General features: G+C 46.4%; 9 protein-coding genes. 7 read left to right on the plus strand and 2 right to left on the minus strand.

Annotated features, from left to right (window positions below; translation table 11 throughout):
• Positions 1-2: 2 nt before the first annotated feature.
• A complete protein-coding gene (locus A9970_RS02060; RefSeq protein WP_182981100.1) occupies positions 3-1,004 on the minus strand; it encodes a histidine kinase in 1,002 nt (333 codons plus the stop codon).
• An 87-nt stretch (positions 1,005-1,091) separates the two neighbouring features.
• Positions 1,092-1,283 (minus strand): hypothetical protein, encoded by a 192-nt coding sequence (locus A9970_RS02065; protein ID WP_182981101.1) that lies wholly within the window; start codon positions 1,281-1,283, stop codon positions 1,092-1,094.
• A 634-nt stretch (positions 1,284-1,917) separates the two neighbouring features.
• Here A9970_RS02065 and A9970_RS02070 point away from each other — a divergent pair.
• The 7 genes from A9970_RS02070 (at position 1,918) to A9970_RS02100 (ending at position 16,622) form a co-directional block, all read left to right on the plus strand.
• Entirely contained in the window at positions 1,918-3,435 is a 1,518-nt protein-coding gene (locus A9970_RS02070) for a hypothetical protein (protein ID WP_182981102.1), read from the plus strand.
• A 1,030-nt stretch (positions 3,436-4,465) separates the two neighbouring features.
• The gene (locus tag A9970_RS02075; RefSeq protein WP_182981103.1) at positions 4,466-7,078 is read left to right on the plus strand and encodes a hypothetical protein; all 2,613 of its coding nucleotides are present in this window, start codon (positions 4,466-4,468) and stop codon (positions 7,076-7,078) included.
• Positions 7,079-7,088: 10 nt separating this feature from the next.
• Positions 7,089-11,414 (plus strand): DUF6443 domain-containing protein, encoded by a 4,326-nt coding sequence (locus A9970_RS02080; protein WP_182981104.1) that lies wholly within the window; start codon positions 7,089-7,091, stop codon positions 11,412-11,414.
• Entirely contained in the window at positions 11,411-11,875 is a 465-nt protein-coding gene (locus A9970_RS02085) for a DUF4375 domain-containing protein (RefSeq protein ID WP_182981105.1), read from the plus strand. The genes A9970_RS02080 and A9970_RS02085 overlap by 4 nt, the downstream gene beginning before the upstream one ends.
• 344 nt (positions 11,876-12,219) lie before the next feature.
• The gene (locus A9970_RS02090) at positions 12,220-12,993 is read left to right on the plus strand and encodes a hypothetical protein (RefSeq protein ID WP_182981106.1); all 774 of its coding nucleotides are present in this window, start codon (positions 12,220-12,222) and stop codon (positions 12,991-12,993) included.
• Positions 12,994-13,004: 11 nt separating this feature from the next.
• Positions 13,005-15,977: a hypothetical protein gene (locus tag A9970_RS02095; RefSeq protein ID WP_182981107.1), complete on the plus strand. Its 2,973-nt coding sequence runs from the start codon at positions 13,005-13,007 to the stop codon at positions 15,975-15,977.
• A gap of 33 nt (positions 15,978-16,010) precedes the next feature.
• On the plus strand, positions 16,011-16,622 hold the full coding sequence (locus A9970_RS02100; RefSeq protein ID WP_182981108.1) for a hypothetical protein: 612 nt from the start codon (positions 16,011-16,013) through the stop codon (positions 16,620-16,622).
• The last annotated feature ends 79 nt before the right edge of the window (positions 16,623-16,701 follow it).

Genomic DNA, 16,701 nt, shown 5'->3' on the forward strand with positions numbered 1-16,701 from the left:
ATTTAATTCAATTGAACGGTAAGATCCGCCGAATAAAAGTCCTCCGTTTCGTTAATAATCAGATTATACTTTCCATTGTAACCAGCTTCTAAATGTCTTCTTACGTACAACATCCCTATTCCCGTAGAATGATCTTTTATCCTTACTTCTTTTTTATTTTTTACTGTCAATTCAATTTTTTCTGGACTCGCATATAGTCCAATATGGATGTTATGATTTTCATCAGTATACGATCCGTGTTTAAAAGCATTCTCGATAAATGGTTGGATAATATGAGGTAGTATGCGAATATCTTCTAGGTTTACTATGTGAATTATTTGACCTAATTGTAGTTCCGGAAATCTCAATTTCATGGTATTGATAGTGCCTTTAATTGCATCCATTTCAATTTTGAACTTAATCTTTCCATCCTTTTCGGGTCTGGTAATGCCGGCCTTTAAAGTCTTCATAAACCAAAAAAGACCTTCTGAAACTTCGGGATCTGTTTCCGATGTTTTGATTCGGAAAAAGTCCAGGCTGTTCATGATATAGTGGGGATTTATTTGAGCTCTTAAGGCCGCGTTTTCCAGTTCAAGCTTTTCTCGTTTAGCTTTATTCTTATCTACTGTTGACCGCCAATAGAAAAAAGCATATAACGAAAAGGTGAACCATTGAAAGAAGAATCTACGCAGTAACATATCATTACTGGTACTGATCATAGGTACATTACGCCCAAAGATTGCAGGGTAGATATACAATGGAATCAGAAGCCTAATAGCAATACTTGCGACAAGAACAGCCATTAATGACAGCGTAAAAAGGACGAAACGCCGTGTTGAGAATAAATGTGGAAAAATGAAAAGCGCAGTAGTATAAAAGACACCTGCTGAAATGAGATGTGAGCCAACTGTGTCAATACAGGTATTGAGCCAGTCATCTTTACCATAGCCATAAACCAAAATGGCTACTGTTACATATCCAATCCAAAATATGAGGTGCGTGAGAAGTGTTTTATATGTTTTCATAGGCGGTTACATGTATTATCTCACATTAAGAGATATTGCATGTAACCGCCGAAGGTAAGACCAATATTTTATTTTTTGAAATTTGATTTAATCGTTACAATATTTCTGTGTAAGAAAAGGTGGGGCATTGTAAGGAGGAATACAATCCCAACTTACAGGTCTAGTAAAAACGGAATTTCCATCCCCGGCATTAATAATGTCCATTTGGTTTTGCGTCAAAACAAGGATTTTTTTACTTTTCAATTCTAGCTTTGGAAGCTTGTTGTTTAGTTTTTTCATAGGTCATTTTTTTAGAAAACAAGGTAAAAACCTGAAATTTTTGAATTTGGTAAAATTTATGTGGTGAAAATTCTCATTTCATCCTTTTTTTTTGACAGTAATAATTTCCACTAATACCTTCACCGACGTATCCTGATTTTGTTGGATTCCTTTAGCAAAGAATCCCACTAATTTTTTATACCAAAATCCCAAAAACTATGATTCGATAATATGTCGGCATTTTCAGAATAGTGGCTTTTCTCCGTTACGACCTTGCCTGACCGATTAGTTTCAATGGTTTTGTAAAGGTAGTTTATTAATGAAAAATATTATTATTTCTAACCTTATGAAATAATGATTTGATATAGAATAATTCCTTAAATGTTATTAAAAAATAAATTATTGAAATTATCATGATTGGTCAGACTATAGACTTGAATCGAGATTTGAAAATTAAAAGCTGGGTTATTTTGGGACTCTGTGTTTTTTACTTTGCTTTAATCTTATGCACTGCTGTAGGTGTATTTCGTTCCTCACATCCAGACAATTCCGGGTTAAATAAAAATGAACGGATGTTAATTAATACAAACGGGGGTTTTTACCTGTATCCTTACAGATACTCTCTGATACATTTACCAAATCAATAAAGCTACTGTTGCCACGCTCAATTTTCATATTTGTATTGCTTTTCTTTATTCCCTTTTTCGTCGTTGAAGCATCTGCTCAATCTGAAAATGGAATTAACGAAGCATCCTTATATCTTGAAAAAAGAACAACTGAGTTGAATAAATATATCAGACGCGCAGATCGCATCCAGCAACGCCTGTTGGGCCGCCTGCAGCAAAAAGAAGCACGTATGCTGGCCAAGCTCGCTGCTAAAGATTCGGTTGCCTACAAGCAATACCTGAACCGCTCGATAAGCTTTGATTCGATTGCCGTTTTATCCAAAGACACTACCGCCCTGGCCCGTATGGCTAAGCGGCGTAATGCCACCATTGATAGCCTGATAGGCATGGGGCAATTTATACAACAACAGCGCAGCCGTTTACAGGGTGCCGGTATACCCGGCGTACAAAAGCTGCCCGCTGGCGAATATGCCGGCAAGATAGCCGAACTGCAAGGCAAGCTAAATGCCCAGCAACAGGTTAAAGACCTGATCCGGCAGCGCACGCAAAGCCTTGAGCAAATGGCTGCAGGTGCTGGTATACCCGGTTTACAGGGGATACAAAAAGAGGTATACTATGCCCAGGAAAAAATGAAAGCCTGGCGTGGCCTGGCCGATGATCCCGATGCTGCCGAAGAAAAAGCGATGGAATACCTGCAGGGTATCGAGGGTTTTGAAAGCTATATAGGCAATAATAAAAATGGTTTGGGGAGTGGTTTATCAGCTGCCGACTTGCAAAAAATGGGTTACCAAACTAAGGGACAGGTACAGCAAATGCTCAGTGAAAAGTTTGGTAACCTGCAAGTCGTGCAACAGGCAATGCAAGGACAGATAAAAGATTTCAGCAATCAACTGGGCAAGGTAACCGACAAAGTAAAAGAAGCCGGTAGCCTGGCTCGAGATGCCCGGAAAGGGCTACAGAAAGCCAACGCAACAAAAGATAAAATAAAGCATATCGAGAAGCCCGGCTTCCGCAAAAACCCGGAACGCGGAAAACCTTTCTGGCAGCGGCTCGAGACACAATACAACTTCCAGACTACGCGCGCCACGCCCGACGGCTTACGGCCGGCAATGGTAGAGCTGGGCGCCGGTATAGCCTTCAAACATACGCCCAGCCTGAGTTATGGTATCGGTATAGGGACCAGCATCGGCCTGGGCCAGGACTGGCAACATATCCGTCTGAGTTATGAAGGCATCAGCGCCCGTGTTTATGCCGATTGGAAACTATTGTATGGCTTTAGCCTGCAGGCGGGATACGAGCGTGCTTTGCGCCCTGTTGGCCGGGCTTACCTGGAAGAAAACAGTAATGATCCGCAGTCTGCTGTAGCATCTGGCAATGCGCTGAAACAGGCATTCGGCGGAGGGCAGGAGGCTGCTTATCTCGGCATCATGAAGCGTTACCGGATCAGCAGTAAGTGGAGCGGCACCTTTATGGCCGGTTATAATTTCCTGTGGCAGCAAAGTAATTTAAGAACCCCGTTTATGCTGAGGCTGGGCTGGGGGAAATAAAGTTATAATTTGATCATTAGGCTCCGCCAACAATTGGCGGTCTTGAAATATACCTTGCAATCAGATTGATACCATTGCTATTGAAAACTAATTCTAATAAATCAACAACACCATTTAAATAATGAAGAAGATTCCAATATTGTTTACCTGCCTTATGGGTTGGGGTACTTCCTTGTATGCCCAAACGACAGAGCTACCCTCGGCGAACTATATAAAGGGACTCAACAGCCTGGTCAACGGATCACCGGAGACTTCGCAGATGATGAAGTATGTCGACTTTCCTGTCAGCCTGGTCTCCGGTACACCGCAGATAGACTTGCCTGTATATACCCTTGCCGGCAAAGGTATTTCGCTTCCCGTAAGCCTGTCTTACCATGCAGGTGGTGGAGTTAAGGTCAGCGATATGGCCTCGAATGCTGGCCTGGGCTGGCTGTTGCAGACTGGCGGCGAAGTGTCCCGCGAGATCCGGGGTATCGCCGATGAGACCGCCAGCATCGGTTTTATCAATAAAGCCAAACCTCTTTCCTATTACATGAGTATCAGGCCGCTTTATGATGATGATCCTAATGCTGCAGCACACTTTGAGCAGTGGTCGGCGGCAGCAAAAGGCCAGATGGACCTGGAACCCGATCTCTTCTATTTCAACTTCGCTGGCTATAGCGGCAAGTTCATGTACGACGAGATCAAAAAGGAGTTCGTCAACCTGAATATTTCCGATCGGAAGCTGGATATCAAATTCCAGGTGCCCGGTTCCAGCTCCGGGGGCTTTACCATTATTACCGACAATGGTACTAAATACATATTCAATAATGCCGAAAAATCCAGCAGCCAGACGCTGCCTGTGGGTATGCAGGGGTCTTCTTCCTCATCACCGGAACAGACCACCTCCTGGAAGCTCACCCGGATCATCAACCCGGACGCTACAGATACTATTGAATTGTTGTACGAATATAACTCCGGCAAATATGCCAGCCTGGGTTCCAGTACCACCTACCAGCCGCTTACGGGGAGTAGTGGCCGTAGCCCCGTAATGAACGTTTACACGAATAACTTCCTATCGGGCCTTACCCGGCTCAAGGCCATCGTAAGCCGTACCGATTCGCTCAGCATCGTATATGATAGCGTAGTACGCCGGGATTATGAATTGCAGCGGGCAATATCGCGGGTTATTGTCAGTACCCGGGGCGGCGGGGTTAAAAAGATCCTGCGGTTACATACCAGTTACTTTCAGCGCAGCGCTTCCGTGGGACAAAACGCAGCAGGCACGATGTCGCTCGAGTCGCTGCGCCTGGACTCCCTATCCGAATATGGCAGTACGGAAAACAACAGTAATCCGCTGCGCCACCGCTTTATCTATAACAGTACCCAAATGCCGGCCCGTATGTCCTTTGCCCAGGATATGTGGGGATATGCCAACAGCAATTTATTTGATCAGCACATGGCTCCGGGCATGTATATACAGCAGGGAGGTTCCCCGACCTATCTTCCCGGAGCGAATCGTACACCTGACCCCAGTAGGATGAAGGCCGGGATATTGGAACGGATCGACCTGCCAACAGGCGGTAATATCCAGTTTGATTACGAACCCAACACCGTCAGCAATTCCAGCCTGTTGACCGTGGGCAATACCATTACCAGTGGTGCTTTTATTTCTGTATTCAAAGGGGCTAACCAAACGTTTTCTTCTGAATATATAGACAGTTTTATCGTGGACGAAGCGCCAGATCCGGCCATTAATGGCGACCTGGGCGGCGTTATGGCCAATATAACGCTGGGCAGGGTAAAACCCGGCGCATATTGGGGCGCTCCGATGGATTACGGTTATGTAGGGTACCGGATAGATCGTGCGCCCATTCCCGCGCCAGATCCTGCACACCCTTTTAATGGCTTTTCTGCACAAGGGCCGGAGTATATCGGTAATGTCCACCTGCCCAATGGCAAATACTACCTGGTTGCTACAAACGTCGGTATAATGAACGATGCAGCCATTCTTGGCAATGTCCGGAACCTGTATTTTGGTATCAGTTTTAAAATAAAAGACACCACTGCGCCCCCGAGTCAATATACTGCAGGGGGGCTGCGGATCAAAACCATTTCCGCTACCGATAATTATGGTGGCACCCCGAAAGTAAGGAGCTTTATCTATGATGACGAAAACGGTTCCTGGGGTCGGCAGATTGGGCCGGACTTCCATAGCTATGTAGAGACCCGCATATCCAATGGCTACCGATTCTTTGTACGGATGGGCAACAACGCCATGCCGGGCCAGGGGGGCCAGGGCAACAGTGTTTACTACACCAAAGTAGCTGAGGTTTTAAAAGATGGCAATAAAGAGTTCCGGACCTTACACAACTTCCTGAAGGTCGAGCCCAATTATGTTAACTTTTACCCCTTCGTACCCGGCACCGATAACGAATATGCCCGCGGTAAAGAGATATTGACCGAATGGACCGCTCCTAATGGCAGCACCCTGGAGACAAAAAGAAGAACGGCGAGCGTATTCGACTACTCGCAGCCCTCAATCTTCACTGACCCGGCCATGAAAATTGATGGCATTAAAACAGTCGTTGACGATTATTCCGAATCCGGCGCCGGGTTCCCGATGTTTACCATCACCCCTTATTCCAATAACCTTTCCTATGTTTATCTGACCTCGGACTCCACCTACGATTACAACCCCGATAACGGTATTCCCAACCTGAGCTGGAACAGTTATGAATACGGCAGTTACAATAAACTGCCATTGAGTATTACATCCCAAAACAGCAAAGGGGAGCTTGTGGTACAAAAGAATGCCTATGCTGCCGATGTAGCTGAGCCGGCCTTAGCGCCCGATGCGACCCTTGCCGGACAGCTTATTGCAGCCAACCGCGTAAGCGATGTTTTAGCGTCGAAGACTTATGTGGATGATAAACTAGTAAACACACAGTATACACATAGCCATTTCTCAGGCGCCCAGTTGCTGATCGATAGTATGCGCATTGCCGAATATGGTAATCCACTCAGAAAAGTTGTAGCTATTCCGAGCTATGATCCACAGGCAAATCCATTGTCCGTTGTAACACCTGGTAACCGTTTTCGCAGGTATATCTGGCGTAAGGAGCGTAACCTAGCCCTGGCTACCTGCTCCATGCCCCAAAACAGCGCTTTTGTATTTACCTCTTTTGAATATCCGGGTGAATATAGCACTATCCAGGAAGCCAGCCGTACGGCGGCTTCAGCATTCTCCGGCAGTTATGGCTATAACCTGAACGGGTCTTTAATTTTCCAGGGCTTCAACTCCGCCGGTACGATCGAAGTATTCGCCTGGTTGAGCCAGGGTAGCTTTACCGCCAATGGTGTTACTGCTGTTTCGACAGGCCGTACTAAAGGCGGCTGGACCCTGTACCGTGCGGAAATTCCGAATTACGCTACCGTTACCATTGGCGGCCTGTGTACGATGGACCAACTGGCTATTGTGCCTGCGGGTAGCAGTCTTGACGCCAATATCTTCGATAGCCAGGATAGAATCTCTGCCAAAGTAAATAGCAGTATGCAAACCAACTTTTTCGAATACGATGATTACGGCAGACTGATCCTCATCAGAGATGAGCAAGGCAATATTATCAAAAATAACAGCTATCAATACCAGGTAAACCAATAAAACCAACCCCATGAAGATCTATAATCATAAACATTTTTTACTGGGTATTCTTATCCTTTTGGTCAGTACGCCGGGCTTTTCCCAGCCTAATTTGAATATCCCGGAACTTGGTCCGCCTTCCTTCTTGCCAACTGCAACCTACCCAGCGTTGAGGAATTTAACCAATCCGGGAAAGCATAACTATATTCAATCTATAATACCGGATCAGCCCTTACAGAATCTGCCTGCATCCGGCTACAAATACCGGCAGCAGCGCGATTATGTCGACGGTCTTGGCCGCCCCCTGCAAACCAACCAGCGGCGCGCCCATGCCGACGGCTTTGATATTATCCAGGCATATGTTTACGACAGCCTCGGAAGGGAACGCTACCAGTACCTGCCCTTCGCCAACAAAAAAGACCCGTTTTCTACTTATGGGCTCCTCCAGTTGAATGTGGCCTCTAATATGCGTAGCTTTTATGAACAGGCAGGCAGCGATGAACCGCCTTACAGCAGGACCGATTTTGAAGCTTCTGCACTGGGGAGGCCGGAGAAAACGCTCAGTCCCGGACGCTCCTGGGTAGATTCAGGCCGGGGCGTGTCCCTGCTCTATGCCCATAATCTCAATAATGAGGTCCGGATGTGGGATATTGACCAGGAAATTGACGCATTACCGGAAACGAAGAGGTTTTATGATCCCAGTACCCTGTTCGTGACCGAAACAACGGATGAAGACGGGAAAAAAACAAGGGAATATAAAGACCGGAACGGTCTGGTGATTTTGGTAAAAAGGCAACTTGTGGATGGCAAAATTGAACCGCGAATGCACGTCAATTATGCCTGTACCTATTACGTTTATGACAAGCAGAACCGGCTGCGCTATGTGATCCCCCCGCTTGCTGTATGGACCATAGACAATGCCGGGAGCTGGGATGTTAGCATGGTACCTGAGCTATGTTACCGCTACGATTACGATGAAAAGGGGCGGCTCGCACAGAAAAAGATACCCGGTAAAGCGATGGAAGAATATGTTTATGATGAGCGGGACCGGCTGATCTTTAGCCGGGACGGTAATCAAAAGGATAAGAATAAATGGGCATTTACAATTTATGATGGCAGCGACCGGCCTATCGTAACGGGGCTGATCGGTTTTACCTCACCCCGCGATGTGCTACAAGGTCTGGTAGATGACCCTTCGGTTCAATACCCGGCGCCAGATTTGTGGGGCTATATTAAAAATTATAGCCTCAACAATAGCTATCCGGCGCAGATCAATGCAGCAAACATCCTTAGCTATACCTATTATGATAATTATGGCCAGCTACCGGGCTTCAGTTATGACGCTGCGCAGTTCAGCGGTGCCCTTGCCTCTACTGCCCAGCCGGAAATAGAACAACCGGTTTTAAGCAGCGTAACACGCGGGCTGGTAACGGGCAGCAAAGTCCGGGTACTGGATGGCGAAAACCCCGGCGCGGGCAGTCAGTGGCTCAGTACTGTCAATTACTACGACAATAAAAACCGGCTGCTCCAGGTGCAATCCCAGAACCTGAACGGGGGCCTCGATATCAGCTCTAACCTCTATTACTTCCAGGGCATGCCCTGGCGCACGATACTGCAGCACCAAAACCCCAGGGCACTGGCAGTCCCCGGATCGGACAGCGCCATCAAACAGCACCGCCTTGTAAAAACCTTTACACGCAACATCGCAGCGGGAGGCGGTAATGACCTGGTAAAAAAGCTGGAGCAGCAGATCAACGGTGGTGCACCTTTTAATATATCGGGCTATAACTACGACCATCTGAACCGGGTAGTCGTAAAGGATACCCGTGCGTGCATGATGCTCAATGAATACAATGTACGTGGCTTTTTAAATCACATTGCGGTAGAAGACCGGGGTACACCAACCTTCCGTACGCTTTTTGAAGAGCGGCTCAGTTATGACAGTGGTTTCCGCGACAAACTTTATAATGGCAATATTGCCGGCATTACCTGGAAAGGTGACGATGGCATCACGCATGCCTATGGGTATACTTATGATAAGCTCGACCGGCTGACGCATGCCGAACACCGGCACTGGACCGGCAGCAGTTGGGCTAATATGGAGTGGGATTATACCGTATCCAAAATCACATATGACCTCAACGGTAATCTCAGAACCATGAAACAACGCGGAGGTAAATACCCCGGCGCTGCCCAGACCATTGACGAACTGTCCTATCAATACGAAGCCCGGACCAATAAATTGATCAAAGTGGAGGATGCAGGAGTAAATCTCAGTGGCTTACCCGATTTTAGAAATGGCGCCAATACCGCCCAGGAATACGATTATGACCTTGACGGCAATATGGTCAGTGATGCCAACAAGAGGTTGGCTATCGAGTACAATGATATAAACAAACCGGAAGTGATGGTGGTCGATGGAAAAGGTACTATTTACTACACCTACGATGCTGTGGGTAACCTCCTGCGCAAAAAACTGGACAGTTCCGGGGTGAGCCATATATATGATAATATGGGTAATTTTGTTTACAAGGATGATGTACTTCAATATATCTTAAATGAAGAAGGTCGTTGTCGCCCGGTATCAGGAGACACTTTAGGAAATGAAACCCGCTTCGTCTACGATTATTTTGTCAAAGACCACTTGGGTAACGTCCGCAGTACGGTGACCTCTAACCCGATAACGGTTGGTTATATGGCCGAACATGAGCTGGCCACAGCTGGTAGGGAACAGATGCTCTTTGACAATATTCCCAATGTTCGTGCTTCAAAACCAGGAAGTACGAACCCCGATGATAATATGGCTGCAGAGCTGGACGGTGCCGTTGCAAGTAAACGTGTGGGAACTGCGATCATGCTCAAGGTGATGCCCGGTGATAAGTTCGAGATCAGTACCGATAGCTATTATGAAGGCGAGAACCAGGGCGCGGAAGAAACAGGAGCTGCGCCGGTTATCAACTCCTTGATGAATGCATTGATGGGTGGCGGGACTTACGCCGGTGTACCGGTCAGTGAACTACCAGAAAACATGAAAACCATCAGCAATATTTTGTCCAATCCGACACTTCCTTCGCTGATGCAAGGTTTGCAAAGTAATGATAATCCGATAGCACCAAAAGCACATCTCAATTATTTGTTCTTTGATGGCCAGATGCAATTGGTCTCCGATCTGAGCGGTTCAATCCAGGTGCAGCCCAATACCAACGGCTGGCATAATAGCGGTACAGTAACCATTGGACCTGGTGTATTTAGTAACAGTACCTTACAGCCGGCCTACCTAATCGTCTATATTGACAACCAGAGTATCGGTAAAAAGGTATGGTTCGATAATGTACATCTGGAACATTATACTTCTAAAGTTTTAGAAGAAGATCATTATTATCCTTTTGGTTTAACTGTCGGCATTGATAAAACTGCGCAAAATAATTTGCCAGGGCAGCCATATAAATATCAGGGAATACAACTCGAAAGGCACTATGGATTAGAAATGTATGAAACATTCTATCGAGGACTTGACCCCCAATTGGGAAGATTTACACAGGTTGACCCTAAAGCAGAAGCCAGCTTGGCAATGTCCCCATATGCTTCCATGGATAATAATCCCGTTTCAAAAATTGATCCAATGGGAGATCAAGCAGGCGATCAAAATGAGAAAGAGTCGAGCAATGCAGGCGACATAATTGCCACCTGGTATAATTTAATCGGTGCGATCGGTAGGCATATGTCGCCTCCATCATCCCAAAAGAAAAGTACTAAAACCCGTGATGCCAATAGTTCGAGTGCGCAATATCAGCGGATGCTGGACTTTGAGGCAGGGATCGGTGCTTTGTTCATGCTCTCTATGCCCATCGAGATGATACAGGGCGAAGCCCTACCTGCAAGTGTTGAGTTAAGAGCTGCAGATAATATAGCAGAAGAAGTAACAGCAGGTGCTGCAATTGCGAAAAATGCTAGTAACTTAGTAGCCGAAGCTGATGTCGCCTATGATGTTTCAAGATTATGGCAAGTAGGCCCCTATAACGAAATTCAAGGAGCAAAAAATCTTGATGCTCACCATGCGGGGCAAGGCGCTTGGTATAAAAAATTAATAGATGGTTACGTGTATAAAACAGGACCAGCCATTAATGTCCCCGTTAAAGGGCATAGAGAGAAGATCGCGGATTTGGGTGAAGGAACTCTTGGTTGGTTATCTAGAAGCATGAAGATGGAAAGTCCAACTCCGAGAAAAATATTGGCGAGGGACGTAAGGGAATTGAGAAGAGTTTATCCTGAGATTCCCAATAAAGCATTAAAAGAATTAATAGATTTAAATAAATCAATGTATCCTAAAGCATTTCAAAAAACAATGGGATTATGACAGCAGAACAAATAATTAATCAATTCTACGTAAAAGCCCTAGAAGGTCTAAAAGACGAGTGGTTGACGGCCGAAACTAGCCAATGGTACGACTATATAATGGCATTACCTGAAAAAGAAAGGTTTACTTACATGATCATGGTGATGCAGGAACAGGTGTTCAATGGAGGTTTTCATCAGTATTTCTCGAATACTTATGGTAGGTTCGTTTTCGAGACAATTTCCGCATTGAAACAAATCGGCGCAATTCAACATGCTGCTCTACTTGAACAAGTGCTACAAACAATAAATAAAAAAAATGATCCTCCCAAAATTTTTCGAGAGAAGGTGGCAGCCAAAAATTTTGATAGTTCATTCAATTCTGATGAAGTTGAAGACAAATTGGAAGACTTGGTTAGCGAGTACATTGATCTTGACGAAGATGAGATATTCAAATTGCTTGGAAAATACTTAGCATCCTAACTCCGATTTTACCGGCTGTTTCGTTTAATGAGTTTTTGAATAGATTCCCGGCAAATTTATAGAAACATTGGATCATGAATATGAATGATTTAAATTAAGTAATCCTCTTATTAAAATATACAGTAGCCGATTTAGGCTACTGTATATTTGACTTATAATTCTGACCCGATGCAGGTCTGCATTATCATTATTTGAAAGATCCCTACACTTTCATTTTTAAGTAAACAAAGACGATGAATTCCTATTTGCTAAGGCGTTGCGGCGGCTTATTAGTAATACTTTGCTTTTACTTTGCGAATATAGCTTGTGGACAACAATCCGTTTGGGAAGCCGGCAGGAAAAAAATGATTTCGGTTAAAGAGAAAGGAGCTAAACAGGTAAGCAAAGTCAAGCAATGGCAAAAGCATATTCGGGAATGGGGTTTGGACAGCAATTATCGGCATGCCCTTGCATTGGGCCTGAGTCTGAACACCAATGGCTGGAGGGGAGGCCTAAGCTATCTCCGCAACGAAAGCCCCGGTAAAAAAGTAATCTGGCAACTTTACTTTTCAGGGCTACAACATGAAAAGGAAGTAAAGCAACAGCGCAGGGCAACGACCTATAATTACCTGGTAAAGAATACGGCCTACAGCCTGGGTAAGATCTACAATGCCTATACTCTGCAACTGGCTTATGGTCGGGAGCAGATGCTGTTCCCCGCACTGATCGACGGCAACCTATCGCTAAGCCTCCGATATGCGGCAGGTCCGGCGATTGCGCTGCTTAAGCCTTATTACCTGAACCTGTTGTATGTTACCTATGCACCAGAAGAGCATGCCTATTCTCAAAGTGAACGCTTTACCAAGGAGAATGCTGATAACTTTCTGAATCCCGCGCACATTCTTGGTAGCGACAAATGGAGTAAAGGCCTGGGCGAAACCCGGCTTATTCCCGGCTTTTTTGCCGAACTAGCTATAGCCTTGGAACCCGGCAGGCCGGAATCTTTCGTTAAGACCATTACCATCGGCGGCAATGCTGCGATCTACACCAGTAAAATTGAAATGATGGCGGAACGAAAAGCTTATGCTTATCAAGCCTGTTTCTTTGTTGGCCTTTCTTTTGGAAAAAGGTGGCACTAAACTATCCTCTTTTGAAAAATAGTTTGAAAATACTTTTTATACTGCTGTTGGCGGCTATGTTTTGTCTTTGCAAAGCCTATGCCCAGGCTCCGGGTGTAGCGTACAACCGATTCCAGTATAAACGCTATAAATGGAAGGTATTGCCGGTAGGCGCCTTCCGGGTTTACTACCCGCAGGGTTATGATAGCCTGGCCAGCTTTACCTCGGTACAATTGCCGCTGATTGCCGAAAAGGTAAAAAAGGAAATGGGTGTCCCGGTAAAAGCTACACCCAATATTATCCTGTACCCGGCCATCGACCAATTATATACTTCCAATATCGGTTTGAAGGGTGAAGGCCATTTACCCTTCCCGACCATATTCCTGAAAGGCAGTCGTGTTACGCTGGCCTTCGACGGCTCGTATGAGCACTTCCGTACCCAGCTGGCCGGCGCATGGGAGCGGTTATGCTGGGAAGAACAATTTCAGAATGACCTGGAAGAGCAGGCTTTATCAAGGCGGCAATTGATGCCCGCCTGGTTTCGCGAAGGGGCTATCGCCTATTTCGCCCGGGGCTGGCGCCTTACCGACGAAGATGCCTGGCTCGGGTTGCAGGGCAATACCGCAGATCCCGAATGGTCTTCGCTGAGAACTGCCGATCCGCAACTCGCCGGGCAGGCTTTTTGTTATTTCCTGTCGCGCAGGTACCGACCCGATGCCGCCCGCCAACTGGTGTTCCAGTTGCGTAAAGGTAAATCGCTGAGCCGCGCCGTACGCCTGGTGGCCAAGCGTCCGCTCGATACCCTAACCCAACAATGTCTTCGTTTTTACCGGGAACGTATGGATACAACGGTATCCGCAATAGATACGCTCCGCGACCAGCTGTTGCAGGCGCATAAAGGCAGCAAGCTGCAAAGACTCCTATACAGCGCCGATGGCAAGCAGGTGGCTTATGTAACCGAAAAGGAGCATAAACGCCGGCTTTATATTACGAGCATCATACAATTACAGCAGCAACAGCAAAGCAAAGTGGTGCAGCGTTACCTGTTGCCGCCCTGGATGGAGGATCACGGGGCCGATCCTTATCCTTTACTGCATTGGTCCGAAGCGGATAAACAATGGTATGCGGTACAGCCGGAGCAGGGCTGGGTACAGGTAAAACGTTATGGCGCCGGTGGCGCTTTGATCGACCGGCATAAGCTGTATGGGGTAGATGGCGTAAGTGCGATAATGGGCTGGAACCGCGATCAGTGGCTGATGGCCGCGTACCGCAAAGCTAAAAGCGATATTGTCGTGTATAACGCCGCCAGTCTTCGGTTCAGCCCGCTTACCGACGACCCGGAAGATAATACGGAACCCGCATGGGATGCAGGTCACACCCAATTGCTTTACCGTTCGGGTTATCCTTCCGATAGCCTGTATCATGCAGACAGCATAACCAAGCCCTATGGTATTTACAGTAAAACCATAACGGGTATAAAAGGTAGTGCAAAACAGGCCGACCGGCTCCTGTGGCGCGATACAGCTTATGTTTCGTTTCACGATCCCCAAGGGTTGGCCGGTAACACGATCCGTTTACAACAAAGCACGACCGGTAGTTTGCAATACGATACTTTAAGCCCGGGCCAGGCTCCCGCCGCAGTGCCTGGTAATCGCATCCGTCCCTGGTTGCGCGACTACCTCGCAGATAAGCAGCGACAGGATAGCCTGGCGGCCCTGGAGCGGCAATGGAAAAAAGACGAGGAACCTTCTTTCCTGGGTGGGGTGCTGAAAGGTAAGGACAGCAAAGGCGCTGCCAGCCGCCAACGGGACAGCCTGTTGCGGGCCCTGGCCTATACACCGGCCAAAGTAAGGCCTTATGTCCTGCAATTGTACAGCGCTTATTTCTCGGCACGCATCAACAACGATTATTACATCAACCGGATGCAGCCTTACCAGGGCTACCTGGGCTCTTTTAAATTCCCGGAGGTAGGCGCTATGGCGGGCGGCGGTTTTAGCGACCTGTTCGAGAATCACCATTTCAATATCGGTTATCGTATGCCTGCGGGCACCGAAGGCAGCGACTTTTTCTTCCGTTATGAAAATACCGCGAAACGCCTCGACTGGCATGTCCTGTTTTTTAGGAAAGTAGAAAGCCTGCAACCCGATGCACAACGCGACTGGAAGGACGAACAGGGAAGGCCTTATCCGCAGATGGCCAAAGTAAAGACCCACTATTATGAACTGGGTGTACAGTACCCCCTGCATTACGACTGGTCTATAGGTTTTACCGCGGCTGCGCGCCGCGACCGTACGGTATTCCTGGCCTCCGACCGTTATAGTCTTAACTTCGAGGCACTGCAGCAATGGTGGAGCATCAATACCTTTACCGTATCTGCAAACAAGCTGCATGCCCTGAGCCCCTTCCTGTATAAAGGCTGGGATGCCCGGCTGCTGACCGATGTGATGGTATCAACGGGTAAACAAGCCACGTTGTTGTATGCTACAGCACTGCGTTTCAGCTATCATCAGCCCCTGTACCGCGATATTAATTTTGTACTGCGGGGCAACCTGGGTCATAGCGGCGGACAAAGCCAGGTGCTCTATAACTTTGGCGGGGTAGATAATAACATTGTGCCGAGAACGGATACTACGGTGCGTTTTAAACAGGAGGCGCCTTACGCATTCCAGACCCTGGTAACGCCTTTTCGCGGATATCGGCAGAACAGCCTCTATGGTGGTAGTTATGTACTGTTCAATGCCGACCTGTATATCCCTTTATTCAGCCGGCTGATACCCTTGCGTACCGGGTTCTCTGCGTTAAACAACCTGCAGCTAGGTTTCTTCACTGATTTTGCGGCCACCGCAAGAAAACTGGACCACTTGCCCGCAGCGCCCACCCATTTGCAGTCTTTTGGTTGCAGCGCCCGCACCATGCTGGCGGGTTACCCCATCCGTTTCGACCTGGCCTGGCCGCAGCAGGGCTTTTCCGCACAGCCTGTCTGGTACCTTTCTTTCAAATTTTAAACTAAACCTTCACGCTTCAAAAAACCACTAAAAATGCGCAAAACTATTATCTGCCTTTCTATGAATCTGCTTGCAATTTCCACCTTCGCACAAACTCCTGTCTTAGAAGAAACATTCGACGATAACCGAAATGGCTGGCTAGATAAGCCATATCGGGACACAAGTATTAATGGCAGCATTGCAGGTGGAGTCCTTCAGATTTCTAACAATAATAAAGACAGTAACTGGCCCTATACAATACATCAAAAGCTTGATGAGCGTAAAGACTTTGAAATTCAGTTAAAATTTGAAATAAAACAAGGGCCAGGGAAAAGACAAAGTTATGGTTCCATTTATTGGGGCGGGAATGATAGCACAGCAAACTCATGGATACTTTTCAGTAGAAAAAGGATTAAGGCAAAAAACTGCCGGGGAGAAAATCACCAGAAGGACCAGCTTTTTATTAAAGAAAATCAAAGAATTTTAAAAGACGGTACATCCAATAAACTATCAATCCGTAAATCCAATAACGTATATCGTGTGTATTTAAATGATATTTTCCGACTGGAATTTCCTTTTCAAAAATTTATAGGAGATAATCTATCCTTGGCCGTCGGTAAAAATTGTACAATTGTTTTCTATGACCTCAAAATCTTTTATAACTAGTACTTCATAAGTGCTGAGATAAACGGTTATTAATTCTTAATTTGATTTTATTACCATAGTGAAGCGTAAACGTCGTCGG

The sequence above is a fragment of the Sphingobacterium sp. UME9 genome, from assembly GCF_014170215.1.
GTDB lineage: Bacteria > Bacteroidota > Bacteroidia > Sphingobacteriales > Sphingobacteriaceae > Sphingobacterium > Sphingobacterium paramultivorum.

What these genes read in the sequence shown, in the direction of transcription:
- A9970_RS02065 (WP_182981101.1), bottom strand. Translation starts at nt 1,283, where the DNA reads ATGAAAAAACTAAACAACAAGCTTCCAAAGCTAGAATTGAAAAGTAAA.
- A9970_RS02060 (WP_182981100.1), bottom strand. Translation starts at nt 1,004, where the DNA reads ATGAAAACATATAAAACACTTCTCACGCACCTCATATTTTGGATTGGA.
- A9970_RS02080 (WP_182981104.1), top strand. Translation starts at nt 7,089, where the DNA reads ATGAAGATCTATAATCATAAACATTTTTTACTGGGTATTCTTATCCTT.
- A9970_RS02090 (WP_182981106.1), top strand. Translation starts at nt 12,220, where the DNA reads ATGATTTCGGTTAAAGAGAAAGGAGCTAAACAGGTAAGCAAAGTCAAG.
- A9970_RS02100 (WP_182981108.1), top strand. Translation starts at nt 16,011, where the DNA reads ATGCGCAAAACTATTATCTGCCTTTCTATGAATCTGCTTGCAATTTCC.
- A9970_RS02075 (WP_182981103.1), top strand. Translation starts at nt 4,466, where the DNA reads ATGAACGTTTACACGAATAACTTCCTATCGGGCCTTACCCGGCTCAAG.
- A9970_RS02085 (WP_182981105.1), top strand. Translation starts at nt 11,411, where the DNA reads ATGACAGCAGAACAAATAATTAATCAATTCTACGTAAAAGCCCTAGAA.